The following is a 25,449-nucleotide window of genomic DNA, read 5'->3' on the forward strand; positions in this document are numbered from 1 at the left end:
GGTGGCCGTGCCGGAAGCGGAGACCGCGCTGGTGCGGACCCCGCAGCTCGGCGTGCCGCAGCCGGACGGCGCGGTCGAGGGCTACTCGGCCAAGCGCACCCTGCCGATGCGGGTGGAACTGGCCCGGCAGCTGCGGCGCGCGCGCACCCGGTTGACGCTGGCGTTCCTCGTGCTGCTGCCGCTGCTGCTGGTCGCAGCGTTCGAACTCGGCGACGACGACTCGCGCGGCGGGCGCACCTTCGCCGACATGGCCACCGCCAGCGGGCTGAACTTCGCGGTGTTCACGCTGTTCGCCTCGACCGGGTTCCTGCTGGTCGTGGTGGTGGCGTTGTTCTTCGGCGACACCATCGCCAGCGAGGCGTCCTGGTCGAGCCTGAAGTACCTGCTGGCCGCGCCGGTGCCGCGGATCCGGTTGCTGCGGCAGAAGGCGAAGGTCGCCGCGCTGCTGTCGGTGGTGGGCATCGTCCTGCTGGTGGGTGTGGCGCTGGCGGCTGGCGTGTTCTGGTTCGGCACCGGCAACCTCATCAGCACCACCGGCGAAGCCCTGACCTTCCCGCGCGGGGTGCTGACCCTGGCCGCCGCGACGCTCTACGTCGCGATCCACCTGAGCTGGATCGCCGGTCTGGCCCTGTTCCTCAGCGTCGGCACCGACGCCCCGCTGGGCGCGGTCGGCGGTGCCGTGCTGATCTCCATCCTCTCGGAGATCCTCGACCAGATCTCCGCGCTGGGCGACCTCCGCAACTACCTGCCCACCCACTTCTCCACGGCGTACGCCGACCTCCTCAGCGAGGACATCGACCCGTCGTCGATGATCACGGGGTGCTTCTCGGCCCTGTCCTACGCCGCGGTGTTCACCACCCTCGCCCTCTGGCGCTTCAACCGCAGGGACATCACCAGCTGACCTCGCGGATGCTTCGCCCGCACTGCCTTTCCGGTGATCAGGACTCCGGTCGTCGCGGTGGCCGGGAAGGTGTCGTGCGGTGGAGGACACGCTGCGGACGGCGTTCAGGACTGCGGTGACCGACGCCGGAACTCGCGGACGGGGGACGGCACGACCGGCGAGATGAGCAGACGAAGGTCCGAGTCGGCGTCGCCGTCAGTCCGGCGCACCGGTAGGCCGCGTTCCGGGAAGAACGGACGACTCGCGTCCGGCGGAGATCTTCACCACCGCCTGGCCGTGGAACGGGAACCGTTCGGCGGCAACGGAATCGTTCGAGGTGGTCACCCGGGTTCGGAGCGGACCGTCCCGCGGAAGTCCTGCGAGGCATCGTCGGCACGGTCACGTCTTCGGTGGAGACCAGCGCGGAGGGTGCTCCTGCCTGCGTCGTAGTGCGGGAGGAGTGAGGCCTGCACAGGGTCGAGGTCACCTGAAGAAGTGACCCGATCGGGTTCTTGCGCTCAAATCCTCTCGAATTCAACCAAAATTCCGCTCGGCTTCCCAGAATCGGCCGCTCGCCGAGATTTCCGAGGTCGGCGGCCCGCGACGTGGCTTCCGGCCGCATCGTCGCTCCGCTCAACGGAGTCATCGTTGGGCGGAAAGGCCCAATTCACCGGCCGGACGCACTATCATCACGCCGAGTGATACTTTTGATCATTAGTGGAGCACCAGTAGTCCCCGGTGACGCCCCCGACGCCTCGGCACTCCGGTGCCCGTCACCGACACCCCCGTACCAAGGACGCTGATGTCTGAAAGCCCCTTACCCGCGACCTACACCGACCGAGCCCCCGAAGCCCCACCCCACAACGATCTTCGGGCGAAGCTGCAGCGGCTGGTCGTGGTGTCCCTGGCCGTGACGGCGCTGCTCGGGACGGCCACGGCGGTCGTCCTGGCCTTCGTCCCGCCCCCTGGACTGCGCTACACCGCACTGGCAGTCGGCATCGTCGCCTGCATCGCCGTCGTGGTCGTCGGGTACGTGCGGGTCAACGCGCTGGCCGAGGAGGTCGACGACCGGATCCACGAATCCGGCCGCGAGGCGCAGGCCAAGCTGCAGGAATCCCTGCACCACGCCCACCAGTGGATCGAATCGCTGCGCGCCACCGTCGCGCAGGGCACCCGCGAGCTCCCCCAGCTGGTGGAGCAGATCCAGGCTGGTCAGCAACCCGCCCCCAAGTGGCCCACCGGTGAGCCCGTCACCGGCAACCCCTACGAACTGCTCGCGCACGAACTCCGGCAAGCCCAGATGGCCGTCGAGTTCGCTCTCGTGCGCATGCAGAGCGAGCCCTCGCAGCAGAGCACCGTCGAGCCCAGCGTCGCGGTCTTCGCCAACCTCGCGCGGCGCGTGCAGTCCCTGGCGCACCGCGCGATCCAGCGGCTCGACGAGCTCGAGCAGCAGGTCGAGGACCCGGACCTGCTCAAGGGCCTGTTCGCGGTGGACCACCTGGTCACCGGCGTGCGCAGGCAGGCCGAATCCCTCGCCGTGCTCGGTGGTTCGATGCCGCGGCGGCAGTGGAGCAAGCCGGTCGCGATGTACACGGTGCTGCGCTCGGCGGTCGCCGAGGTCGAGCACTACGCCCGCGTCAAGGTGATCCCGCCGGTGGACGGCACGCTGCACGGTCACGCCGTCGCCGACGTCATCCACCTCATCGCCGAGCTGGTGGAGAACGCCACCGCCTTCTCCGAGCCCGACACGCAGGTCACCATCAACAGCCAGGTCGTCACCGCCGGCCTGGCGATCGACATCCGCGACCGCGGCCTGGGCATCGACCAGCGCAGCCGGGTCACGCTCAACGGGTTGCTCAACAACCCCGACGAGGTCGACCGCGACGCCCAGCTGCGCGACGGCCGCATCGGCCTGTACGTGGTCGCCCAGCTGGCCAACCGGCACCACATCGGCGTGGAGCTGGAGAACAACATGTACGGCGGCACCGACGCGCACGTGGTCATCCCCAACAACCTGCTGGGCGAGACCGACGTCGAGCCCGACGTGAGCGCCGAGCAGAGCTCCTCGAGCGTGCTGTCCACCGTCGAACCGGGCAGCGGCGGCCACGACTCGCGCACCGCGATGATGCCCGCACCGCCGACGTTCAACAACGGTCACCACACCGGTCAGCAGCCCGCGTACTCCACCGGGCCGCAGCCCGCGGTCCACGAGGAGCGCCCGGCCCAGCAGCTGCCCCAGCGCGGACGGCACTCCGGCATCGCCAACAGCGCGCCCCCGGCGGCCTCCGGTCCCAGCGGCGCCGACAACGCCGAACGGCCCGCGCTCCCCCGTCGGGACCGCACCCGCAGCTACCTGGTCCCGCAGCTGGCCGACAGCTCCCCCACGCCCGAGGAGAAGCCGCAGGGCGGCCCGAGCCCGAGCCTGTACGCGTCCTTCCGCTCCGGTGTCGAGGGCGGAACCTCGGACGACAGACCAGGCCAGGGCTGACCTCGCCACCGCATCCACTCCCCCGCACAAGATCTGCCGCCGCGCAGTGAGAAGAGTCAGGAGACGTTCACCAAAATGGCCAATGACGCACCGGGCTCGTCGTCCGACCTGAGTTGGCTACTCGCCGACCTGCTCCGACGAGTCCCGCACACCCGCTGTGCCCTGCTCGCCTCCACGGACGGGATCAAGCGGTACTACCGCGGTCTGGACAACGACGAAGCCGACGCCCTCGCCGCCTGGGCCGCCGCGCAGTGCTCGCTGGCCCGCAACGGCGGTCGCCGCTTCGGCATGAACGGCGGCGGAGTCCGACAGGTCGTCGTGGAGTTCAACGACCTCGTCGTGTTCGTCTCGGCCGCCGGTAGCGGTGCCGTGCTCGTCGTGCTGGCCACCCCGGAGGCCGACGCCGCCGTGCTCGGCTACGAGATCGCCCAGCTCGTCAAGCGCGTCCCGAACCACCTGGCTACCCCCATGCGGCAGCCCACGGCCGCGCGGAGCGCCGGTGAGATGGGCAGGTGAGCATGCCCGGCTCGTCGGATGAACCGCTGCTGGATGGTGATGCAGGCCCGCTGCTGCGCCCGTACTCGCTGACCAACGGCCGGACCGAACCGAGCGAACCGCTGTCCTTGCAGTCGCTGGTCCGGTCCACGGGGCGGTTCTCACCAGAGCGGATCGAACCGGTTCACGCCAAGATGCTGAACCTGTGCCGGCACGCCACCTCGGTCGCCGAAGTCGCTGCTCACCTGCGGCAACCCGCCGTAGTCACCAAAGTCCTGCTCTCCGACCTCATCGATTGGGGAGCCCTCACCACCCACGCACCCGCCGACGTGCCGAAGCGCGATCAACTGGAGGCTTTGCTGAATGGGCTCCAACAGCTCTGAGCCATTCCCGACCTCGTTCAAGTTCCTCATAGCGGGTGGGTTCGGAGTCGGGAAGACCACGTTCATCCATTCGGTCAGCGAGATCGAGCCGCTGACCACGGAGGAGACGCTCACCGTCGCCAGCGTCGGGCACGACGACCTGACCGGCGTGGGTGACAAGACCACGACCACCGTGGCGATGGACTTCGGTCGCATCACGTTCAACCCGCAGAACATCGTGCTGTTCCTGTTCGGCACGCCGGGCCAGGACCGGTTCTGGTTCATGTGGGACGACCTCGTCGACGGCGCCCTCGGCGCGGTCGTGCTCGCCGACACGCGTCGGCTCGAGGACTGCTTCGCCGCCGTGGAGTTCTTCGAACGCCGCGGCATCGACTTCCTCGTCGCGGTCAACCAGTTCGAGAACAGCTTCCGCTACCAGCCCGAGGAGGTACGGCAAGCACTGGACATCAAACCGCACATCCCCGTCGTGCTCTGCGACGCACGCGATCGCCGCTCCTCCGCCTCGGTGCTGGTGCAGCTGATCGAGCACGTGCTGGAAACCCGCGCTCTCTGATCCCGTTCCGAATCCCCCACCGAAATCGGAGCTTCCCGTGACGACCTTCGATGCCGCCGGACACCGGCACCTCAACCCCGTCGACTCGCACGCGCACGAGCGCGCCGCGCGGCTGCGCCAGCTCGGCCTCGGCGACGCGGCCGACCCCGAGTTCGACGCGTTCGCGCAGCGCGTCGCTCAGACCCTCGGCGTGCCGAACGCCATGGTCAACTTCATCACCGACACCCACCAGTACCTGGGCGGCCTGTTCACCAAGGCCGCGGGGATGGAGGACCCGGCCTCCGACGTGGACCCGCGTTCGGCGCCGATGGAGACCGGCTACTGCCCGCACGTCATCGCCCGCCGGATGGCGCTGGTGCTCGAGGACGTGTGCGACTACCCGCGTTTCGCCGGCAACGACGTCGTGGACAAGATGAACGTGCGCTCCTACCTGGGCGCCCCGCTGATCGACCGCACCGGCATCGCGCTGGGCACCGTCTGCGTGATCGACAGCGAGGTGCGCCCGTGGGGCCGCGACGGCCTCAACGCCATCAAGGCCCTGGCCGGTGAAGGCGTCGAGCTCATCCACCGCCGCGAACGCGACCTCCAGGCGGGCTGACACCACCTGCGCCGAGGGGGCGGGACTGCGAGCGCGGTCCCGCCCCCTCGGCGTTGCAGGGCTCCCAACGCCCCGGTCGGAACTCAGCCTCGGCGCAGCAGGAGGTCGAGGTCGTGCTGGATCCCCGGCCGGCGTTGCTCGACGTTGCCGAGGCTGGTGTCGAAGTCGCCGATGTGACGGGCGAGTTCGTCCACGGTGGGCAGTTCGACGAACGGCCGGCTGTCCTCGGCGGTGCGCAGCTTGTCGAGGAGCTGCTGCTCGGTCCAGGACGCCGTGTGGGCGTACATCGAGGAGCGGTTGCGGCTGTCGGCCGCGAGGACCGCCAGGAGCGACCAGCACACGAGCTCACCGATCTGGGCGGCCAGGACGTGCTGCTGCTGAGCGCTGGTGGTCGTGGTGGTGGTGAGCTTGTCGATCCGGGCGATGTGCTCGGCGAGCTTCGGGTCCACGTCGAAGTCGTCGAAGATCGACAGGAAGTGCTGCGGCTGCTTGAGGACCATCGAGCCCAGGTAGACCGTGATGGCCTCGGTGGTGCCCTCGAAGATCCGGAACAGCCGGTAGTCGCGGTAGAACTGCCCGACGACGTTGGTGTCGACGAACCCGCGGGCACCGAGCAGCTGCACGCAGCGGTCGATGACCTCCCACATCAGCTCGCAACCGAGGATCTTCACCGCGAAGTAGAACGGTTCGGGCACGTCCCGGCCGGAGTCGAGCCGGTCGGTGATGTGCTCGATCAGCGTCTCCACCGCTTGGACGGCGGCCACCGACTCGGCGACGATCTGCTGGACCCGCCCGTTCTCGGCGAGGTTGCCGGTGGCGACCTCACGGCGGCGGGCGAAGCGCTGCGCCAGCTCCAGCGCCCGCATGGCCGCACCGAGCGCACCGGTGGCGAGCACGAGCCGGCCTCGGGTGAAGGCGGTCTTGGCCGCGGCCAAGCCCTTGCCCTCCTCGCCGAGCAGCCCCTCCGCGGGAACGTGCACGTTCTCCATGGCGAGGCTGTTCTGCGGAACGGCCTTGAGCCCGAGGGTGATGACCTCGGGACCGCGCACGAAACCGGGTGAGGAGGTGTCGACGAGGAAGCCGGTGATCCCGGCCTCCTGCCCGTTCTCGTCGGTCAGACGCGCGAAGACGTTGACGTAGTGGGCGTCGGCTCCCAGTGAGATCCACTGCTTGCCGCCATTGAGGACGTAGGACCCGTCGGGCTGCTTGGTCGCCGTGCTGGTGATCGACCGCACGTGCGAACCCATGCTGGGCTCGCTGATCGCGCTGGTCACCAGCCTGCGGCCCTGAGCGAGCTCGGGAAGCACGGCCGAGCGCACGTCCTCGCGGGCGAACTGCAGGACCGGCGGCACACCGAGGGTGTTGTGCACGGCCAGGTAGATGAGCAGGTTGCAGTCGATCGCGCCGGCCTGCCGCATCACCTTCGCGGTGTCGGAATGGGAAAGTTCTCGGCCCTGGTAGCGCTTGGGGACCTGCAAGCCGAGCAGTCCCGCGTGGGCGAGGTCGGGGATCAGCGACACGGGGAAACCGCGTCGTTCGTCCATGCGCCGGGAGTCGAGTTGCTCCCGGCTGTACTTGCGCAGGAAATCGAGCATCTCCGACGCCGCATCGGGGTGCGCGGAACTGCTGTTGGTCGACTCCATTCCGGTCGGTCCTTCCTGGAAAGACTCTCGCGAGGGGGGTTCGCGAGCGGGGCGGGCCTGGACACGTTCAGATCGGCGAACGGGCCGCACGCCGCGAATTCGGCGTGGGTGGATTGCCGCGTCCGCCCGCTGTTCGTGCCGCTGGGGGAAAGGGCGACCCCACCTTCAGACGTGCGCGGGGATCGGATCGAGCAGGGGGGACTCCGCGGCGCGCGACCGCGGCGATGCTCTACCGGGGAGAGGGAAGTGGCACGTCTTCAGCATTGGGGCTGTCGGGGTTGCCGTCGTCTGCTGCGTCCACGCGGGGGGTGCGGGCTGGCTATCGGCCGGTTCGCCGCAGATCCTCGGAGGGAACGAGGTCGTGACGATCGGCCGGGATCCATCGTGAGAACTCCGTTTCTCGCACAAGTCCGCAGCGTCCACATGAGGCAGCAGGAGAGTGAAATTACCTCAACCCATCATACCGAGGTACCACCTTTTCGGTGAGCACTATGACGGTCCGTAATCAGCGCTGGTCGCCCCGATTCAAGAAACGTGTGAGCAATGGAACGTAACGCCGGAACGGATTAGTCCAATAACCGTCCACCGTGGACCAGAATCGTAATTGTCCGAGGTCAGGACGAGAACTCGCCAGTAACGACGTACGCAGAACAGGAAGGTGCGATTTCCCTTCGAAGAGGAGGAGCGGAAGGCGAGACCTTGATCACCTTCCGCTCAGCCCTCACTCGATACCCGCGGCGTCCATCCCGCGGATCTCCTTCTTGAGGTCGGCGATCTCGTCGCGCAACCGGGCCGCCAGCTCGAACTGCAGCTCCCGCGCGGCGTTCATCATCTGGTCGTTGAGCTGCTGCACCAGGTCGGCCATCTCCGCCCGCGGCATCGACGAGATGTCGCGGTCCTCCAGCAGGCCCGCGCTGGCCACCGCCTCCCCCGTGGGCTTCTTGCCGCGCGAGGTGTTGCGGCCGGACCCACCGACCGCCACCGATTCCTCGGTGTCCTCGGCCTCGGTGTAAACGCGGTCGAGGATGTCGGCGATCTTCTTCCGCAACGGCTGCGGGTCGATGCCCCGCTCCTCGTTGTAGGCGATCTGCTTGGCGCGGCGCCGGTTGGTCTCGTCGATGGCGTGCTGCATCGAGTCGGTGACCGTGTCGGCGTACATGTGCACCTGGCCGGAGACGTTGCGCGCCGCACGCCCGATGGTCTGCACCAGCGAGGTCCCGGAACGCAGGAAGCCCTCCTTGTCGGCATCCAGGATGGACACCAGCGAGACCTCCGGGAGGTCCAGGCCCTCGCGCAGCAGGTTGATGCCGACCAGCACGTCGTACTCGCCGAGGCGCAGCTGCCGCAGCAGCTCCACCCGCCGCAGCGTGTCGACCTCGGAGTGCAGGTAGCGCACCCGGATCCCCAGCTCCAGCAGGTAGTCGGTGAGGTCCTCGGCCATCTTCTTGGTCAGCGTGGTCACCAGCACCCGCTCGTCGCGGTCGGCGCGCTCGCGGACCTCGTGCACCAGGTCGTCGATCTGGCCCTCGGTCGGCTTGACGACGACCTCGGGGTCGACCAGGCCGGTCGGGCGGATGACCTGCTCGACGAACTCGCCACCGGCCTGCGCCACCTCGTACGGGCCGGGCGTGGCCGACAGGTAGACGGTCTGGCCGATGCGGTCGGAGAACTCCTCGAAGGTCAGCGGCCGGTTGTCCAGGGCGCTGGGCAGCCGGAAGCCGTGCTCGACCAGTGTGCGCTTCCGCGACGCGTCGCCCTCGTACATGCCGCCGATCTGCGGGATGGTCTGGTGCGACTCGTCGACGACCAGCAGGAAGTCGTCCGGGAAGTAGTCGATCAAGGTCGCCGGGGCCGAACCCGCCTCGCGGCCGTCGATGTGCCGCGAGTAGTTCTCGATGCCGGAGCAGAAGCCGACCTGGCGCATCATCTCGATGTCGTACTGGGTCCGCATCCGCAGCCGCTGGGCCTCCAGCAGCTTGTTCTGCTTCTCCAGCCCCGCCAGCTGCTCCTCGAGCTCGCCCTCGATGGCCTGGATCGCCTTCTCCATCCGCTCCGGGCCGGCGACGTAGTGGGTGGCCGGGAAGATCCGCAGGTCCTGCACCTCGCGGACGACCTCGCCGGTGAGCGGGTGCAGGTAGTAGAGCCGGTCGATCTCGTCGCCGAAGAACTCCACCCGCACGGCCAGCTCCTCGTAGGCCGGGATGATCTCGACCGTGTCGCCGCGCACCCGGAAGGTGCCGCGGGCGAAGGCGAGGTCGTTGCGGGTGTACTGCACGTCCACCAGCGCGCGCAGGAACACGTCGCGGTCGATCTCGCCGCCGACCTCCAGCGGGATCGCGCGGTCGAGGTACGACTGCGGCGTGCCCAGGCCGTAGATGCAGGACACCGAGGAGACCACCACGCAGTCCCTGCGGGAGAGCAGGTTCGAGGTCGCGGAGTGGCGCAGCCGCTCGACGTCCTCGTTGATCGAGGAGTCCTTCTCGATGTAGGTGTCGGTCTGCGGGACGTAGGCCTCGGGTTGGTAGTAGTCGTAGTAGCTGACGAAGTACTCCACGGCGTTGTCCGGGAAGAACCCGCGCAGCTCGTTGGCCATCTGGGCGGCCAGCGTCTTGTTCGGCTCCAGAACCAGCGTGGGGCGCTGCACCTGTTCGATCAGCCACGCCGTGGTGGCCGACTTGCCGGTACCGGTGGCGCCGAGCAGCACCACGTCCTTCTCGCCGGAGTTGATCCGCCGTTCCAGGTCCTTGATGGCCTGCGGCTGGTCACCGGCCGGCTCGTAGTCGCTGACCACGCGGAAGCGGCCGTCGGCGCGCGGGATGTCACCGACCGGCCGGAACTCGGAGTGCGCCAGCAGGGAGTCGTCGAGTGCCTGTCGCTCAGTCGCAAATGCCACACGACCAGCGTACGAGCCACCACCGACATCATGTCGCGTCACGGGGTGCTTTCCGAGCCGCGAAGGCGGACAATGGTGTGCGTCACCGGCCCCGACCGATGGGAGGTGACCTGCGAACAGTGGTAGAGAAATAGCGGGCGCGGCGTGCTTCGAACGTCGCGCCCGCCTCATGCGCGCGCCTAGAGTGGCGACGTGACCACTCAGCGCGAGATCGCCGAGCGTCTAGGACTGCCCGTGCACCCGCCGAAGACGGAGGTCTTCGACCTGGTGGCGGGTACGAACACCGACCCCAAGGGCCACGTGCGCACCGTGAGCCGCTACCGCCGCGAGCCCTTCGGGCTCTACCTCGCCCGGCCGCTACCGGGGCAGCCCACGATCGCCGCGCTGGAGTCGTGGCTGCTGCCCTCGCTCGGGCTGCGGGTGACCCGCTGGTACTGGCGGCCCGGGCACGAGCGGGACCTGGACTTCTACCTCGACCTGGTGGACATCCGAACAGGTGACGCTCAGTGGCGGACCGAGGACCACTACCTCGACCTCGAAGTGCGCCAGGGCCGCGATGTGCACCTGCTCGACGTCGACGAGTTCGTGCTGGCGGTGCGATCGGCTCAGCTGGACTCGGACACCGCCGAGGGCGCGATGCGACGGGCCTGCGCGGCGCTCGAGGGGATCACCCGGTGCGGGTACGACCTCTCGAAGTGGTTGCGCGACAACGGCATCGAGCTGTCGTGGGAAGGACAACCGCTCCAAGGTCCCGTACCCGAGCCGCGTTCGCTACCGCCATCGGAGTGATCATCACGCGCTTTCCCGGCGCCGTTCTCGGCGGCGGCCGACCAGTGCGGAAAAGTTATGCGGAAAACCGTTGATGGTGATCACACCTCCGGTTTTCCCGACTACTCTCTGATGCTGTGAGCGCTGCGATTTCCCCCGCACTGATGGAAGTCATCGACGTCGTCAACTCGCAGCGCAGACAGCCCTCCGGGTACGTGCACCACTTGGAGGTCTGCCAGGTCGAGCGGTGGGGCCTGGCCGTGGAGTGCGCGACCCCGGACCACGAGCACGAGATCACCTGGCTGCTGGCCGACCTCGGGCTGCGGCTGACGAAGTTCCGGCCGCGCAACCGGCACGCCAGGCCGGGCCCGAGCACGCTCACCGCGGTCACCATCCACCGCGACACCCGCTCGTGGGCCACTACCGACCTGCTGCTGAGCCTGGAGGTCCCCGACGGCGGCCGTCCCCGCGTCACCAGGGCGGCCGAGTTCGCCTCGGCCGTGGCCTCCGGCGCCATCCGGCACAGCGAGGCCGACTACGCGTTCCGCACGGTGCACCGCACCCTCGACGAGATCAGCATGCACCGCTCGGTCAACCAGTGGCTCGCCTACCGGGGCGTCTTCGACCCCTGGTGACCACCGCGGCGGCCGTGGTGGGCGCTCGCCGAGCCGGACCCGGTCAGGGGGTCCAACCGGTGGAATCCGCCCAGGCGAGGGCGTTGGTGAGGTTGTCGGCGAACCAACGCTCCTCGGCCGTGGTGCAGGCCTCGTGGTCGGTGTGGGCCTCGGCGACCTGGCGCTTGTGGGCGAGGTAGTCCTGCCGGGCCTCCGCGTCGGCGCGGAGCCAGGCCGGGACGAGCAGCGCCACCCGCCACGCCGTCGTGCCCTCGACCCGGACGTGCAGGGTGGCGGGCCGCCCCGGGTCGGCGGAGACGTGCAGGCGCTTGGACCACTGCTCGGGCTCCGGCGCGACGTCGTGCGGGGTGTCGCGGTCAGCCCCGGGGACCACGGGGAAGCCGGCCTCGCCCAGCGGTTCCGCGAGCGCGTCGGCGTCGGCGAGGGTGCGGACTGTCAGCTGCAGGTCGATGACGTCCTCGGCCGGCATCGGCACCGCCGTGGAGCCGACGTGGTCGACTCGCACCGCGCGCTCCCCCGCCGCCCGCTCCACCCGGGCGATGAGCCGCCGCGCTTGCGCGGCCCACTGCGGGTCGGGGTCGACGATCTCCGGCGGCTTCGCGCCGGCGCTCCGCCCCAGCCTGAGGTTCTCCTCGAACGGCACGAGCCGCTCGTGCCACAGCTCGTCGACGCGCGCCAGCAGGTCCTCGACCGCACCGGCGTTGTCCAGCCACACGTCGGCGACCTCGCGGCGCTGCTCCTCGGTGGCCTGCGCGGCGATGCGCGCGCGGGCGTCCTGCTCGGCCAGGCCCCGCTCGACCAGCCGCTGCACCCGGACGTCCTCGTCGGCGTCCACGATGACCACCAGGTGGTAGTTCGGCGCGTAGCCCGCCTCCACCAGCAGCGGGATGTCGTGCACGAGCACCGAGTCGGCCGGCGCCTCGGCCATCCGCCGGGCGGTCAGCTCGGCGACCTTGGGGTGCACGATCGCGTTGAGGTCCAGCCGCGACTGCTCGTCGGCGAAGGCCAGCGCCGCCAGCGCGGGGCGGTCCAACGCCCCGCTCGCGTCCAGGACGCCCTGCCCGAACCGCTCCACGAGCTCCGCCAGCCCGGCGCTGCCGGGCTCCACCACTTCGCGCGACAGGGCGTCGGCGTCGATCACCACCGCGCCCAGCTCGGCCAGCCGCCGAGCCACCGTCGATTTGCCCGATCCGATGCCTCCGGTCAAACCCACCCGCAACATGCGCTTCATCCTGCCAGGCGCAGCGCCGCTTGTGAGGGGGCCGTTCGGCGTCCGCACCCGATCGGCCGCGGACGCGGAACGGCCCCGCATCCACGGGGGATGCGGGGCCGTTCCCGACGTCAGCCTTCAGGCGTCAGTGCTCACGCACCGCCGGAGAGCTTCTCGCGGAGGGCGGCCAGCTGGGCGTCGCTCGCGAGCGAGCCGCTGTCCTTCTGCTCCTCGTCGGAACCCGAGGAGTAGTTGCCGCCGCCGGACGGAGCCGGCTGCTCCTCGCCGCCACCGGCGGCCGCGGCAGCCGCAGCCTCGGCGTCGGCCTGGCGGGCCTTGGTGACCTGCGCGATGTGCTTCTCGTAGCGGGTGTGCGCCTCGGCGTACTGGCGCTCCCACTCCTCGCGCTGGGCGTCGTAGCCCTCCTGCCACTCCTGGGTCTCCGGGTCGAAGCCCTCGGGGTAGATGTAGTTGCCCTCGTTGTCGTACTCGGCAGCCATGCCGTACTGGGTCGGGTCGAACTCCGAGTCGGGGCTGAAGCCCTCGTTGGCCTGCTTCAGCGACAGGGAGATCCGGCGACGCTCGAGGTCGATGTCGATGACCTTGATCATCACCTCGTCGCCGACCTGGACGACCTGCTCCGGGATCTCGACGTGGCGCTCGGCCAGCTCGGAGATGTGGACCAGGCCCTCGATGCCCTCGTCGACGCGGACGAACGCACCGAACGGCACCAGCTTGGTGACCTTGCCCGGCACGATCTGGCCGATCGCGTGGGTGCGGGCGAACTGACGCCACGGGTCTTCCTGGGTGGCCTTCAGCGACAGCGACACGCGCTCGCGGTCCATGTCGACGTCGAGGACCTCGACGGTGACTTCCTGGCCGACCTCGACGACCTCGGACGGGTGGTCGATGTGCTTCCAGGACAGCTCGGAGACGTGGACCAGACCGTCGACCCCACCGAGGTCGACGAACGCACCGAAGTTGACGATGGAGGACACGACGCCCTTGCGGACCTGGCCCTTCTGCAGCTGGTTGAGGAACTCGCTGCGGACCTCGGACTGGGTCTGCTCCAGCCAGGCGCGACGGGACAGGACCACGTTGTTGCGGTTCTTGTCCAGCTCGATGATCTTGGCCTCGAGCTCGCGGCCGACGTAGGGCTGGAGGTCGCGGACGCGGCGCATCTCGACCAGGGACGCCGGCAGGAAGCCGCGCAGCCCGATGTCGAGGATGAGGCCGCCCTTGACGACCTCGATGACGGTGCCGCGCACGGGCTCGTCCTTCTCCTTGAGCTCCTCGATGGTGCCCCAGGCGCGCTCGTACTGGGCGCGCTTCTTGGAGAGGATCAGCCGGCCTTCCTTGTCCTCCTTCTGGAGAACAAGCGCTTCGACGAAGTCGCCAACGGTGACGACCTCGGCGGGGTCGACGTCGTGCTTGATCGACAGTTCCCGGGACGGGATGACGCCCTCGGTCTTGTAGCCGATGTCAAGCAGCACCTCGTCACGGTCGACCTTGACGATGGTGCCCTCAACGATGTCCCCATCGTTGAAGTACTTGATGGTCTGGTCGACGGCGGCGAGGAAGTCCTCCTCCGTCCCGACGTCGTTCACTGCGACCTGCGGCTTGGTGGCGGCTGCAGTCGGGACGGTGGTGGTGTCGGTGGACATCAGGTGGGTTGCTCCGGTACGGATAGGTTGGTCGCTGGTTCTACGTTTGTGCCGCGCCGAGGCCGGTTTCGTCCAGTCCGACTTGCAGCCGGACCTGCGGATTCCACCTGCCGAACGCCTTCGCCACCTCGGTGTGACCCGGGGCGCAGAAGCCGACGGGAAAAAGACCCACGGCGCGGGCGGTATCGTACGCGCTTTCTCGATCGCCAGGCAAACCGCGGTACCCCTCGACACCGGTCGGGTGTCGGACGCAGGACACAATCCCTTCACGTCCGCCACGTCCACCAGTCCCGGGGGAAGCCTTGACACGCTCCGACGAGCAGGAAAACGACAGGTCTCAGAATAGCTCGGCTGAGCGGGTGCTGGGCACCGTCGGGGTCCGCAAGCGCAGCGTGGACGCCGCGGAGTCGCGCGCGGCCAACCGGCTGTGGTGGGACGCCGACGCCGATGACTACCAGGCCGAGCACGGCGACTTCCTCGGCGACGACGACTTCGTGTGGTGCCCGGAGGGCCTGCGCGAGGAGCACGCCGGGCTGCTGGGCGACGTGCGCGGCAAGCGGGCGCTGGAGATCGGCTGCGGCGCGGCGTCCTGCGCGCGCTGGCTGGCCCGGCAGGGCGCGCAGGCCGTGGGCCTGGACATCTCCGCCGGGATGCTGCGGCACGCCGACGAGGCCGCGCGGCGCACCGGGACCTCGGTCCCGCTGGTCCAGGCCAGCGCGGACCTGCTGCCCTTCGCCACCGACAGCTTCGACCTCGCCTGCTCGGCGTTCGGCGGGGTGCCGTTCGTGGCCGACGTGGGGGCGGTCTTCCGCGAGGTGGCCCGCGTGGTGCGGCCCGGCGGACGGTGGGTCTTCGCCGTGACTCACCCGATGCGGTGGATCTTCCCCGACGACCCGGGACCCACGGGCCTGACCGCGACGCACTCGTACTTCGACCGCACCCCCTACCTGGAGGTCGACGGCGCGGGGCGCGCCACCTACGTGGAGCACCACCGGACGCTGGGTGACTTCGTGCGCGCCCTGGCCGGGGCCGGCCTGCACCTGACCGACCTGGTCGAGCCCGAGTGGCCGGAGGGCCACACCGAGACCTGGGGGCAGTGGAGCCCGCTCCGGGGACGCCTGTTCCCCGGCACAGCGATCTTCGTCTGCACGCTGTGACGACTGCTTGGAGTCTGCCCCGTTCAGCGGCGCGGGCAGCACAAGCCGCAGCGGCCACCACCCGCAGCAGCGCCGGCTCGCACCTGAAGCGGCGGCTCCCCGCGTGGACGCACAGCCGTTCCTCTCCACTTCCGGGTGAGGGGCTGACATCTCGCGCGAGATGTCAGCCCCTCGCCCGGAAGTGGGTTTGTCCGCCCGTTCACCCCCTCAGCTCTGCCGGTGGTGGATCTTCGGCGAACGGCTGGCTGCGGGTGCGGCGCCTGGTGTAATGCCGGTACGGGCGCCGCCGGGACTTCCTCAGCCACCCGCAGGAGGACCTGCGGCGGTGTGCCGGTTGATCAGGTGGTGAGGGGTGGAGCGGCGTCGCTCGCCCGCGGACGGATGTGAGGAGCTCCGGTGGCGACCGCGCAGGATCTGATGGCGGCCCAGTTCGCGCGGTTCGCCGCCCTGGACCCGCAATTACCGCAGGACCAGTTCGTGCCCTCGGACGCCGAGCCGATGGCGGCGCGGACCTCCGACGGACACCCGGTGGCCGGGCTGATCACGCACACCTCGAACCCGGACGGCTCAGCGCGCGGGCTGTGGCAGGCCGGCGAGGCCTTCGAACTGTTCCCGATCATCGGCGAGCACCCGCGCGAAGGACTGGACGCGCTGCTGCACGCGTGGCGGGTGTGGCTGGCCGACCGGGAGGACCCGGGGCCGAACTCCTCGGCGATGGTGGTCTGGCCGAGCCGGGACGTGCAGGGCACGCGGGCGTTGCTGGACCACGGTTTCCTGCCGCTGTCGGTGCTGGCGATCAGGCCGCCCACCCCCGCCCCAGATACGGAACTGTCTGGTACCGTAAGTGTGCGTCGCGCGGGACCGGCCGACTTGGACGCCGTCGTCGAGCTCACGCTCGCCGAGCTCGAGTACGCCGCCCTCGTCGGAACCGCCACGTACCGCTCCGATGCCGCGCAGCTGAAGCGGACCGCCGCCCGAGTGCGCCTGCACTCCGACGATCCGGTCTGGCTCGCGGAGCAGGACGGCACGCCCGTCGCGGTCGCGGAATGCGGCTGGATCGACACCGGCAAGTCCCCGCGGGCTTACCGGCTGCGCCACGGCTGGTGGGCCTACGTCAACTGCGTGTCGGTGGACGAGAAGGCGCGCGGCACCGGCATCGGCCGGCAGCTGATGGCGGTGGCGCACAACGAGTTCGTGCGCCGGGGTGTCATCGGCAGCTTCCTGTACTACAACCCGCCCAACCCGCTGTCCTCGGTGTTCTGGCCCCGCCAAGGGTACCGGCCACTGTGGACGATGTGGGAGGTGCGCCCGGCGACCGCGCTGCGCTGAGCCCGATCCGGGCCTGCGCGCAGGTCCAGAGGATCGAGGAGAAGGCGTGGAGATCGTCGCCACCGGCGTCGAGGTCATCGGCGCGCACGGGCCGCTGCTGGCACCCACCTCGCTGCGCGTCAGCGACGGCCAGGCGCTCCTGGTCACCGGCGACGCCGGAACCGGCAGGACCGCGCTCGCGCTGGCCCTGTCCGGGCGGCTCAAGCCCAGCGCCGGCAGCGTCCGGCTGGACGGCTCCGCCGATCCCGACCGGCTGCGCCGCACCGTGGCGGTCGTCGACGCCCCGCAGATCACCGAACCCGATGACGCCCTGCAGGTCCGCGACGTCGTCGCCGAAGGCCTCTCGCTGGCCGGACGCAGCTCCACGCGACGCAGGGTCCGCGCGTGGCTGGCCGAGCGCGAGCTGCCCGCCGACGTCCGGTTCGAGAACCTCGCCGCCCACCAGCGCACCAGGCTGCTGATCGACCTGGCCTGCGAGTCCCGCACCACCCGCGCACTGGTCCTCGACTGCCCCGACCGCCACGGCGACGACCCGCAGCACTGGTACTCCCAGGCGACCGCGCGCGCGGCGGCGGGCATGGCGGTCGTCGCGCTCTGCTCCACGCACTCCGCCGAGAAGCTCGACGTGCCCGCCGTCCGCATCAGCGCGGACGACACCGACAAGTCCACTTCGGCCGGTTGACACCTGAAGGTCCGTGATGACTACTTTCCGGCTCGCCGCAACGGAACTGCGACGGCTCACCTCGGGCAAGCTGCCCAAGCTCGCGCTGCTGGCGGTCACGCTGGTGCCACTGCTCTACGGCGCGATGTACATCTACGCCAACTGGGACCCCTACGAGAAGCTGGACTCGGTGCCCGCCGCGGTCGTCGTCGACGACACCGGCGCCGAGAAGGAGGACGGCCGGCCGCTCAACGCCGGCCAGGACGTCCACCGGGAGCTGGTCGACTCCGGCACCTTCTCCTGGACCCGCACCGACCTGCGGCGCGCCCAGGAAGGCGTGGCCAACGGCGACTACACCTTCGCGCTGGTGGTGCCCGCGGACTTCTCGAAAGCGCTGGTCTCCCCCGCCGACTTCACGCCGCGGCAGGCCAAGCTGCGGCTGATCACCAACGACGCCAACAACTACCTGGTGGGCACCATCGCCGACAAGCTCGCCGGTGAGATCCGCAAGGGCGTGGCGTCCCACGCCGGAGCGACCGCCGCCGAGCAGTTCCTGCTCGGGTTCTCCACGGTGCACGACAAGACCGTCGAGGCCGCCGACGGTGCGGGGCAGCTCGCCGACGGCGCCGGCCGGCTGCACGACGGCCTCGGCGAGGCGCAGCAGGGCGGAACGCAGCTCTCCGACGGAGCGCGTCAGCTGCTCGCCGGGCAGCAGCGGCTCGCCTCCGGCGCCAACCGGCTGGCCGACGGCACCGGCCAGCTGCACACCGGGCTGCAGCAGCTGCAGGACTCCACCGCCCCGCTGCCGGAGCAGACCGCGAAGCTGGCCGACGGCGCCGAGGAGGTCGCCCAGGGCAACGAGCAGCTGGCGCAGCGGGCGAACGTCGTCGGCAACCTCTCGCAGGACATCGTCGACAACCTCGACCAGACCAAGGCCCAGACCGCCCAGCAGCTGCGGCAGGCCGGGGTCGACGACGCCACCACGCAGAAGATCGTCGACGGCCTGGACCAGCTGAGCAGTCCCGCCACCAACGCCAACGCCAAGCTGCAGAACCAGGTCGGGCCGCTCAACGAGCTCGCCCGCGGAGCCCGCCAGGTCGCCGACGGCAACCGCGCGCTCGCCAACGCCACCCCCGAGCTGACCGACGGCATCGACCAGCTCGCCGACGGAGCCGAGCAGGTCGACGACGGCGCGGTGCAGCTGCGCGACGGCCAGCAGCAGGCGCTGTCGGGCACCAGCAGGCTCGCCGACGGCGCCGACCGGCTCGTCGGCGGCACCCGGCAGCTCTACGACGGGTCCGGGCAGCTCGCCGACGGGTCCAGCACGCTGGCCACCGAGCTCGGCAAGGGCGCCGACGACATCCCGCACCCCGACGACCCGACCCGGAAGGCCACCGCCGACACCATCGGGGACCCGGTCGCCGTCGACACCCAGGCGCAGGTCAAGGCCGACACCTACGGCGCTGGGCTGGCCCCCTACTTCATGGGTCTGGCGCTGTGGGTCGGCGGGTTCGTGCTGTTCCTGCTGATGCGGCCGATGTCCCACCGCGCGCTGGCCGCCGGTGTGGCGCCGTGGAAGGTCGCCCTGGGCGGCTGGCTGCCGGCCGCGCTGATCGGCCTGGCGCAGGCGGTCCTGCTGTTCGCGGTCGTGGTCTTCGCGATCGGCGTGCACCCCGCGCACCAGTGGGAGACGCTCGGGTTCCTGGTCCTGACCTCGTTCGCCTTCACCGCGGTGGTGCACTCGCTGAACGCGGCGTTCGGCCCGAAGGGCAAGTTCATCGCCCTCGTGATCCTGGTGCTGCAGCTGGTCACCGCCGGCGGCACGTTCCCGTGGCAGACCATCCCCGAGCCCCTGCACCCGCTGCACCAGGTGCTGCCGCTGGGCTACGTGGTGACCGGGCTGCGCCACCTCATCTACGGCGGCACCTCGGACGCGGTCGGCCAGGCCGCGGCGGTGCTGCTGTGCTACCTGGTGGCGGCGCTGCTGCTGACCACGATCGCCGCGTGGCGCCAGCGGGTGTGGACCCCCAGCCGGCTCAAGCCCGAGCTCTCCCTCTGATCACACGCGGAGCGGGCCCCGGAAAACGTCTTCCGGGGCCCGCTCCGCGCTGGTCAGGACTCGTCGTCGTAGCGCGCGATCTCGATCAGGTTTCCGTCGGGGTCGCGCAGGTAGATCGAGGTGATGGGGCCCTGGGAACCGGTGCGGCCGACCGGGCCCTCCTCGATGCGCACGTCGTGGTGACGCAGGTGTTCCTGCACGTCGGACAGCGCGTGGCCGGTGACGAAGCACAGGTTCGCCGAGCCCGGCACCGGGTGGGTCGCGGTGGGTTCGACGAGCTCAGCGGATTGGTGCAGCTTGATGGTCTGCTCGCCGAAGCGCACCGCGCGCCGCTCACCTGGGAACTCCACCGGCTCCATGCCGAGGACGTCCCGGTAGAACTCGACCGCCCGATCCACATCGGCGACGGTGAGGACCAGGTGGTCGACTCGGTCGATGCTGATCATGCTCCTCCTCGGGGTCGGCGCGGTCGGAGTTCCGGGGCCCGCGCCCTGGTGACGCCCCGCCCGGCCACGACGCCGCAGCGGCCGAGTCGGCCGGAACGCGTAGCGCAGGTTATCCGCACCGGTGTTCGGTGACCTCGCTCGGGCCCACCGGCGGTGACGTCCGCCATTGCACAACATGAGCCGCACGCACATCCCCGGACCGGCCGATCCGTGATCGACTCGAAATCCGCCGATCAGTGCGCGGCGGAATCCCACGACCGGCCGAAGCCCACCGAGACCTCCAGCGGGACGTCCAGCGGGTAGGCCGATCCCATCTGCTCGCGCACCAGCTTCTCGACCACGTCGCGCTCGCCCTCGGCAACCTCGATGATCAATTCGTCGTGCACCTGCAGCAGGGTCCGCGAGCGCAGGCCCTCGGCCTTGAGGGCGTTGTGCACGCCGAGCATGGCGACCTTGATGATGTCGGCCGCGCTGCCCTGGATGGGAGCGTTGAGCGCCATGCGCTCTGCCATCTCCCGACGCTGGCGGTTGTCGCTGAGCAGGTCCGGCAGGTAGCGGCGACGGCCCAGGATCGTCGAGGTGTAGCCGTCCTTGCGGGCCTGGTCGACGACCTCGCGCAGGTAGTCGCGGACCCGGCCGAAGCGGGAGAAGTAGGCGTCCATCTGCGCCTTGGCCTCCTCGGCGGAGATCCGCAGCTGCTGGCCGAGCCCGTAGGCCGACAGCCCGTAGGCCAGGCCGTAGGACATCGCCTTGACCCGCCGGCGCAGCTCCTGGGAGACCTCGCCGATCGGCACGTCGAAGGCCTGCGACGCGACGTAGTTGTGCAGGTCCTCGCCGGTGTTGAACGCCTCGATGAGCCCCGCGTCACCGGAGAGGTGCGCCATGATGCGCATCTCGATCTGGCTGTAGTCGGCGGTCATCAGCTCGGCGTAGCCCTCGCCGACCACGAACACCTCGCGGATCCGGCGGCCCTCTTCGGTGCGGATCGGGATGTTCTGCAGGTTCGGGTCGGTGGAGGACAACCGCCCGGTCGCGGCGATGGTCTGGTTGAAGGTGGTGTGGATCCGGCCGTCGTCCGAAATGGACTTCGCCAGGCCCTCCACTGTGGTCTTGAGCCGGGCGGCGTCGCGGTGCTCCAGCAGGTGCTGCAGGAACGGGTGCTCGGTCTTCTCGAACAGCGTCTGCAGCGCTTCGGCGTCGGTGGTGTACCCGGTCTTGGTGCGCTTGGTCTTCGGCATGTTCAGCTCGTCGAAGAGCACCACCTGCAGCTGCTTCGGCGAGCCGAGGTTGATCTCCTTGCCGATGACCGCGTAGGCCTCCTGCCCCGCCTGCTTGACCCGTGCGGCGAAGCGCGCACCGAGCTCGGCCAGCTGCTCGGCGTCCACCGCGATGCCGGCGCCCTCGAGCTCGGCGAGCACGAGCAGCAGCGGCAGTTCGAGGTCGGTGAGCAGCGTGGTGCTGTCGATGCGCGCGAGCTCGGCGTCCAGCGCGTCGGCGAGCTCGGCGACCGCGCGGGCCCGCAGCAGCTCGCCCTCGGCGGCCTTCGCCTTGCTCTCGGCCTCGTCCTCCAGCAGCGACAGCTGCCCGTCCTCGGCGCCGGTGTCGGCCCGCAGCTCGCGCTGCAGGTAGCGCACCACCAGGTCGGGAAGCTCGAAGGAGCGCTGACCGGGACGCACGAGGTAGGCGGCCAGGGCCGTGTCGCTGGTGAGCCCGGCGATGCTCCAGCCCCGGTCGCGGATGCCGTGCAGCGGTCCCTTGACGTCGTGCGCGGCCTTGGGCACCCCGGAGTCGGCCAGCCACGCGGCCAGCGCCTGCTCATCCTCGCCGGTCAGCTCCGTGGCGTCGACGAAAGCTCCGCTGCCGTCGGAGGTGGCCAGCGCGATGCCGGTCAGGTCACCGCGGCCGCGTGCCCAGGTGCCGGTGAACGACAGGCCCACCCGCTCGCCGCTGCGCGCGTGCTCGTCCAGCCACGCGGCCAGCTCGCCCGGGGCGACGACGCCACCGGAGATCTCGAAGCCCTCTTCGACCTCGGGTTCGGCGCTGGAGAGGGTGGCGAACAGGCGGTCGCGCAGCACCCGGAACTCCAGGTCGTCGAACAGGCGGTGCACGGCGTCCCGATCCCAGGCCCGCACCTCCAGGTCCTCCGGCCCGACCTCGAGGTCGATGTCGCGCACGAGCTCGGTGAGCTGCCGGTTGAGCATCACCGACGACAGGTGGGCGCGCAGGTTGTCGCCCGCCTTGCCCTTGACCTCGTCGACCCGGTCCACCAGCTCGGCCAGCGAGCCGAACTGCTGGATCCACTTGGTGACGGTCTTCTCCCCCACACCCGGGATCTTGGGCAGGTTGTCCGACGGGTCGCCGCGCAGCGCCGCGAAGTCCGGGTACTGCTCGGGGCTCAGCCCGTACTTGGCCTCCACGGCCTCCGGCGTGAAGCGGGTCAGCTCGGAGACGCCCTTGGTCGGGTAGAGCACCGTCACGTCGTCGGTGACCAGCTGCAACGCGTCGCGGTCGCCGGTGCAGATGGCGACCTTGAAACCGCGGGCGGTGGCCCGGGTGGCCAGGGTCGCGATGACGTCGTCGGCCTCGTAGTGGTCCTTGCTCAGCACCGGGATGTTCAGCGCGCCGAGGATGTCCTGGACGAGGCTGACCTGGCCCTTGAACTCGTCCGGGCTGGCGCCGCGGTTGGCCTTGTACTCGGTGAAGGTCTCGCTGCGGAAGGTCTTGCGGGAGACGTCGAAGGCGACCGCGAGGTGGGTGGGCTGCTCATCGCGCAACAGGTTGATCAGCATCGAGGTGAACCCGTACACCGCGTTGGTGTGCTGCCCGGTGCCGGTCTGGAAGTTCTCCTTCGGCAGGGCGTAGAAGGCGCGGTAGGCCATGGAGTGGCCGTCGATCAACAGCAGGCGTCGGTCCTCGGAGTGCGTCACAGCCGCGAGTTTAGGCTGAAGGCCTGACAGGCAGTACCGCAGGCGAGGGGAGGACCGGCAGTGCCCGCTACCGACAACGGTGAGGCCGTGACCAGCGGCGAGTCCGACCTCAACGCGCTGCTGAGCGCCACCGACGAGCAGCTGAGCGCGCGGATGGGCATCGAGATCGTCGAACACAGCCCCGATCGTGTGGTCGCGACCATGCCGGTCGCGGGCAACCGGCAGCCCTACGGCCTGCTGCACGGCGGAGCCAACGCGGTGCTCGCCGAACAGGCCGGCTCCATCGCGGCGGCGCTCAGCGCCGGCGAGGGACGGGTCGCGGTCGGCCTGGAGCTGACCTGCACGCACCACCGAGCGGCCACCGAGGGCACGGTCACCGCGGTGGCCACACCGCTGCACCGGGGGCGGTCGACGGCGACCTACGACGTGGAGATCACCGACGAGTCCGGCCGGCGCACCTGCTCGGCCCGGCTCACCTGCGTCATCCGGGACCAGCCGCCGGCGTGAACGGCGCGAAAAAGCGGGGTGCTCGTGAGCACCCCGCTTCCGTCGTCGTCGCTCAGGACAGGTTCTCCAGAACCGCCTGGGCGACCGCCTTCATCGTGGTGCGGCGATCCATCGCGGTTCGCTGCAGCCAGCGGAAGGACTCGGGCTCGGAGAGGTTGTGCTTGCTCATCAGCAGGCCCTTGGCCCGCTCGATGGTCTTGCGCGCCTCGAGGCGTTCGCTGAGGTCGTTGACCTCCGCCTCCAGGGCCTGCACCTCGGTGAACCGGGACACCGCCAGCTCGATGGCCGGCACCAGGTCGCGCTTGGCGAAGGGCTTGACCAGGTAGGCCATGGCCCCGGCGTCGCGCGCCCGCTCCACCAGATCGCGCTGGCTGAAAGCGGTCAGGATGACCACCGGCGCGATCCGGTCCCCAGCGATGTTGGAAGCGGCCTCGATGCCGTCCATCTTCGGCATCTTGATGTCCAGGATCACCAGATCAGGGCGAAGCTCCTCGGCGAGTCGGACGGCTTCCTGCCCGTCTCCGGCCTCACCGACGACCTGGTAGCCCTCTTCGCGGAGCATCTCCACCAGGTCAAGCCTGATCAACGCCTCGTCCTCGGCCACGAGTACGCGACGTTCGACGGGCTTGGCCTCGCGTGTGTCCTCGGCAGCCGGCGTCGTCACCGGGATCCTCCAGGAAAAATCGGGGTCCGCCGATGCGGTTTGCATCGGAAACCGCAGCTTACCGGTAGTGACTTCACCCCGAGGTTAATAGGCGGCGTGACCATTGCGACATCCCTGCGATCAGGCGTTCGAAGCCTTCCGGCGCACGAAGAGCAAGTAGATCGACAGGATCGCGGCGAGGCTGATGAGGCTCAGCACGAGCTGCGACCGGACATCCGCGACGAAAGCCATGGTGACGATCACGGTTCCGATGAGCGCCACCGTGATCCACGTCAGGTAGGGGAAGAACCACATCTTCAGCTTCAACGACTCCGGCGCCTCGACCTCCAGCCGACGCCGCATCCGCAGCTGGGACAGCGCGATCATGCCGTAGATGATGAGCGCCACGGCGCCCGCGCTGTTGATGATGAAGTAGAAGATGGTGTCAGGAGCGACGTAACTCGCCGCAACAGCGACGTAACCGACCAGTGTGGACAGCAGGATCGCCTTCCACGGAACGCCACGGCCGTTGAGGTCGCGCACCCAGGCGGGCGCGAACGACCGCCGCTGCAGCGCGAACAGCATCCGGGAGGCGGTGTAGAGCCCGGAGTTGAGCACCGAGATCACCGCGGTGAACACCACGACGTCGACCACGACTTCGGCCGCGGGAAGCCCGAACCGGGTGAACGCCGCCGCGTACGGGCTGCCTTCGGTCGGGATCTGGTCCCACGGGGTGATCATCACCAGCAGCGCCACCGAGCCCACGTAGAACAGCAGCACCCGCCACACGACCGCCTTGGTCGCCTTGGCCACCGCGCGTTCGGGCTCATCGGACTCGGCGGAGACGATGGTGACGATCTCGGTCCCGAAGTACGAGAAGATCACGATCACCACGCCGTGCAGCACGGAGAAGCCGCCGTGGGCGAAGAACCCGTCCTTGCCGATGTTGCCGACCGACATCTCGGCGCCCGGCCAGAGCCCCAGGGCGAACACGGTCCCGCACAGCAGGAAGATCACGATCGTGATGACCTTGATGGAGGCCAGCCAGAACTCGGTCTCGCCGAACGAGCGCACCGACACCAGGTTCGTCCCGGTCAGCACCAGCATGAGGGCGAGCGAGATCACCCACTGGGGCACCACCGGGATCAACGGGTTGATCAGCTCCGCCCCGGCGACCGCCTCGAAGGCGACCACGCCGACCCAGTAGTACCAGTACAGCCAGCCGAGGGTGAAGCCCGCCCAGTCCCCCAGCGAGGTCCGCGCGTACTCCATGAAGGAGCCCAACGTCGGTGCCGCCGTGGCCATCTCGCCGAGCATCCGCATGACGAGCACGACGATCAGCCCGCCGATCGCGTAGGACACCACAGCCGCGGGCCCGACGGTCGAGATCACCGCCCCGCTCCCGATGAACAGGCTCGCCCCGATGATCCCGCCGAGCGCGATCATCTGCAGGTGCCGGTTCTTCAGACTCCGGCGCAGCCCCGCTTCGCCCCGAACCACCTCATCGACC

At 69.8% G+C, this 25,449-nt stretch carries 21 protein-coding genes; 13 read left to right on the plus strand and 8 right to left on the minus strand.

All coding sequences use genetic code 11. The features are described from left to right. Window positions 1–7: 7 nt before the first annotated feature. From EIL87_RS10060 to EIL87_RS10085, 6 genes are all read left to right on the plus strand, one after another. Window positions 8–901, plus strand: coding sequence for an ABC transporter permease (locus EIL87_RS10060; RefSeq protein ID WP_233576156.1), 894 nt, complete (start codon window positions 8–10; stop codon window positions 899–901). A 781-nt stretch (window positions 902–1,682) separates the two neighbouring features. After that, window positions 1,683–3,368, plus strand: a complete 1,686-nt coding sequence (locus EIL87_RS10065; RefSeq protein WP_125089950.1) for a sensor histidine kinase — start codon at window positions 1,683–1,685, stop codon at window positions 3,366–3,368. Between the two features lie 75 nt (window positions 3,369–3,443). Next, window positions 3,444–3,884 carry a roadblock/LC7 domain-containing protein gene (locus EIL87_RS10070; RefSeq protein ID WP_125089951.1) on the plus strand — a complete coding sequence of 147 codons (441 nt, stop codon included), beginning with the start codon at window positions 3,444–3,446 and terminating at the stop codon, window positions 3,882–3,884. A 2-nt stretch (window positions 3,885–3,886) separates the two neighbouring features. Then, window positions 3,887–4,246 (plus strand): DUF742 domain-containing protein, encoded by a 360-nt coding sequence (locus EIL87_RS10075; protein WP_125090018.1) that lies wholly within the window; start codon window positions 3,887–3,889, stop codon window positions 4,244–4,246. Next, a complete protein-coding gene (locus EIL87_RS10080) occupies window positions 4,227–4,799 on the plus strand; it encodes a GTP-binding protein (protein WP_093416016.1) in 573 nt (190 codons plus the stop codon). Before EIL87_RS10075 ends, EIL87_RS10080 begins: the two co-directional genes overlap by 20 nt. 37 nt (window positions 4,800–4,836) lie before the next feature. Continuing rightward, window positions 4,837–5,397, plus strand: a complete 561-nt coding sequence (locus EIL87_RS10085) for a GAF domain-containing protein (RefSeq protein ID WP_125089952.1) — start codon at window positions 4,837–4,839, stop codon at window positions 5,395–5,397. A gap of 83 nt (window positions 5,398–5,480) precedes the next feature. On the opposite strand, the gene EIL87_RS10090 is transcribed toward EIL87_RS10085, so the two are convergent. Next, window positions 5,481–7,040, minus strand: coding sequence for an acyl-CoA dehydrogenase family protein (locus EIL87_RS10090; RefSeq protein WP_233576138.1), 1,560 nt, complete (start codon window positions 7,038–7,040; stop codon window positions 5,481–5,483). Between the two features lie 721 nt (window positions 7,041–7,761). After that, entirely contained in the window at window positions 7,762–9,933 is a 2,172-nt protein-coding gene (gene uvrB, locus EIL87_RS10095) for an excinuclease ABC subunit UvrB (protein ID WP_125089953.1), read from the minus strand. Window positions 9,934–10,125: 192 nt separating this feature from the next. On the opposite strand from uvrB, the gene EIL87_RS10100 reads away from it, so the two are divergent. Together EIL87_RS10100 and EIL87_RS10105 are read left to right on the plus strand one after the other, a co-directional pair. After that, window positions 10,126–10,722 carry a DUF402 domain-containing protein gene (locus EIL87_RS10100; protein ID WP_125089954.1) on the plus strand — a complete coding sequence of 199 codons (597 nt, stop codon included), beginning with the start codon at window positions 10,126–10,128 and terminating at the stop codon, window positions 10,720–10,722. A 116-nt stretch (window positions 10,723–10,838) separates the two neighbouring features. Beyond that, a complete protein-coding gene (locus tag EIL87_RS10105) occupies window positions 10,839–11,336 on the plus strand; it encodes a DUF402 domain-containing protein (RefSeq protein WP_233576139.1) in 498 nt (165 codons plus the stop codon). A 43-nt stretch (window positions 11,337–11,379) separates the two neighbouring features. Here EIL87_RS10105 and coaE read toward each other — a convergent pair whose 3' ends face one another. Then, complete coding sequence (gene coaE / locus EIL87_RS10110; RefSeq protein ID WP_125089955.1) at window positions 11,380–12,558, minus strand: dephospho-CoA kinase; 1,179 nt, start codon at window positions 12,556–12,558, stop codon at window positions 11,380–11,382. Window positions 12,559–12,698: 140 nt separating this feature from the next. Then, window positions 12,699–14,210: a 30S ribosomal protein S1 gene (gene rpsA, locus EIL87_RS10115; RefSeq protein WP_125089956.1), complete on the minus strand. Its 1,512-nt coding sequence runs from the start codon at window positions 14,208–14,210 to the stop codon at window positions 12,699–12,701. A gap of 302 nt (window positions 14,211–14,512) precedes the next feature. Here rpsA and EIL87_RS10120 point away from each other — a divergent pair, with 302 nt between their 5' ends. The 4 genes from EIL87_RS10120 to EIL87_RS10135 all read left to right on the plus strand — a co-directional run bounded on the left by EIL87_RS10120 (window position 14,513) and on the right by EIL87_RS10135 (window position 19,416). After that, window positions 14,513–15,367 carry a class I SAM-dependent methyltransferase gene (locus EIL87_RS10120; protein ID WP_125089957.1) on the plus strand — a complete coding sequence of 285 codons (855 nt, stop codon included), beginning with the start codon at window positions 14,513–14,515 and terminating at the stop codon, window positions 15,365–15,367. A 396-nt stretch (window positions 15,368–15,763) separates the two neighbouring features. Next, window positions 15,764–16,696 carry a GNAT family N-acetyltransferase gene (locus EIL87_RS10125; RefSeq protein WP_125089958.1) on the plus strand — a complete coding sequence of 311 codons (933 nt, stop codon included), beginning with the start codon at window positions 15,764–15,766 and terminating at the stop codon, window positions 16,694–16,696. Window positions 16,697–16,742: 46 nt separating this feature from the next. Continuing rightward, complete coding sequence (locus tag EIL87_RS10130) at window positions 16,743–17,378, plus strand: ATP-binding cassette domain-containing protein (protein WP_125089959.1); 636 nt, start codon at window positions 16,743–16,745, stop codon at window positions 17,376–17,378. Window positions 17,379–17,394: 16 nt separating this feature from the next. Next, window positions 17,395–19,416 (plus strand): YhgE/Pip domain-containing protein, encoded by a 2,022-nt coding sequence (locus EIL87_RS10135; protein WP_125089960.1) that lies wholly within the window; start codon window positions 17,395–17,397, stop codon window positions 19,414–19,416. Window positions 19,417–19,469: 53 nt separating this feature from the next. Here the strand turns inward: EIL87_RS10135 and EIL87_RS10140 are convergent, their stop codons facing one another. Together EIL87_RS10140 and polA are read right to left on the minus strand one after the other, a co-directional pair. Then, window positions 19,470–19,862: a VOC family protein gene (locus tag EIL87_RS10140; RefSeq protein ID WP_125089961.1), complete on the minus strand. Its 393-nt coding sequence runs from the start codon at window positions 19,860–19,862 to the stop codon at window positions 19,470–19,472. 233 nt (window positions 19,863–20,095) lie between these two features. Beyond that, on the minus strand, window positions 20,096–22,789 hold the full coding sequence (gene polA / locus EIL87_RS10145; RefSeq protein WP_125089962.1) for a DNA polymerase I: 2,694 nt from the start codon (window positions 22,787–22,789) through the stop codon (window positions 20,096–20,098). Window positions 22,790–22,876: 87 nt separating this feature from the next. On the opposite strand from polA, the gene EIL87_RS10150 reads away from it, so the two are divergent. Next, window positions 22,877–23,296 carry a PaaI family thioesterase gene (locus EIL87_RS10150; RefSeq protein ID WP_233576158.1) on the plus strand — a complete coding sequence of 140 codons (420 nt, stop codon included), beginning with the start codon at window positions 22,877–22,879 and terminating at the stop codon, window positions 23,294–23,296. A gap of 52 nt (window positions 23,297–23,348) precedes the next feature. On the opposite strand, the gene EIL87_RS10155 is transcribed toward EIL87_RS10150, so the two are convergent. Together EIL87_RS10155 and EIL87_RS10160 are read right to left on the minus strand one after the other, a co-directional pair. Then, window positions 23,349–23,960, minus strand: coding sequence for an ANTAR domain-containing response regulator (locus EIL87_RS10155; RefSeq protein WP_125089963.1), 612 nt, complete (start codon window positions 23,958–23,960; stop codon window positions 23,349–23,351). Between the two features lie 120 nt (window positions 23,961–24,080). Then, the gene (locus EIL87_RS10160; protein ID WP_125090022.1) at window positions 24,081–25,385 is read right to left on the minus strand and encodes an amino acid permease; all 1,305 of its coding nucleotides are present in this window, start codon (window positions 25,383–25,385) and stop codon (window positions 24,081–24,083) included. Between the last annotated feature and the right edge of the window lie 64 nt (window positions 25,386–25,449).

The organism is Saccharopolyspora rhizosphaerae (genome assembly GCF_003931915.1).
GTDB classification, from domain to species: Bacteria; Actinomycetota; Actinomycetes; order Mycobacteriales; family Pseudonocardiaceae; genus Saccharopolyspora; species Saccharopolyspora rhizosphaerae.

What these genes read in the sequence shown, in the direction of transcription:
- EIL87_RS10090 (WP_233576138.1), bottom strand. Translation starts at nt 7,040, where the DNA reads ATGGAGTCGACCAACAGCAGTTCCGCGCACCCCGATGCGGCGTCGGAG.
- rpsA (WP_125089956.1), bottom strand. Translation starts at nt 14,210, where the DNA reads ATGTCCACCGACACCACCACCGTCCCGACTGCAGCCGCCACCAAGCCG.
- EIL87_RS10135 (WP_125089960.1), top strand. Translation starts at nt 17,395, where the DNA reads ATGACTACTTTCCGGCTCGCCGCAACGGAACTGCGACGGCTCACCTCG.
- EIL87_RS10160 (WP_125090022.1), bottom strand. Translation starts at nt 25,385, where the DNA reads ATGATCGCGCTCGGCGGGATCATCGGGGCGAGCCTGTTCATCGGGAGC.
- EIL87_RS10065 (WP_125089950.1), top strand. Translation starts at nt 1,683, where the DNA reads ATGTCTGAAAGCCCCTTACCCGCGACCTACACCGACCGAGCCCCCGAA.
- EIL87_RS10140 (WP_125089961.1), bottom strand. Translation starts at nt 19,862, where the DNA reads ATGATCAGCATCGACCGAGTCGACCACCTGGTCCTCACCGTCGCCGAT.
- EIL87_RS10070 (WP_125089951.1), top strand. Translation starts at nt 3,444, where the DNA reads ATGGCCAATGACGCACCGGGCTCGTCGTCCGACCTGAGTTGGCTACTC.
- coaE (WP_125089955.1), bottom strand. Translation starts at nt 12,558, where the DNA reads ATGTTGCGGGTGGGTTTGACCGGAGGCATCGGATCGGGCAAATCGACG.
- EIL87_RS10075 (WP_125090018.1), top strand. Translation starts at nt 3,887, where the DNA reads ATGCCCGGCTCGTCGGATGAACCGCTGCTGGATGGTGATGCAGGCCCG.
- EIL87_RS10080 (WP_093416016.1), top strand. Translation starts at nt 4,227, where the DNA reads ATGGGCTCCAACAGCTCTGAGCCATTCCCGACCTCGTTCAAGTTCCTC.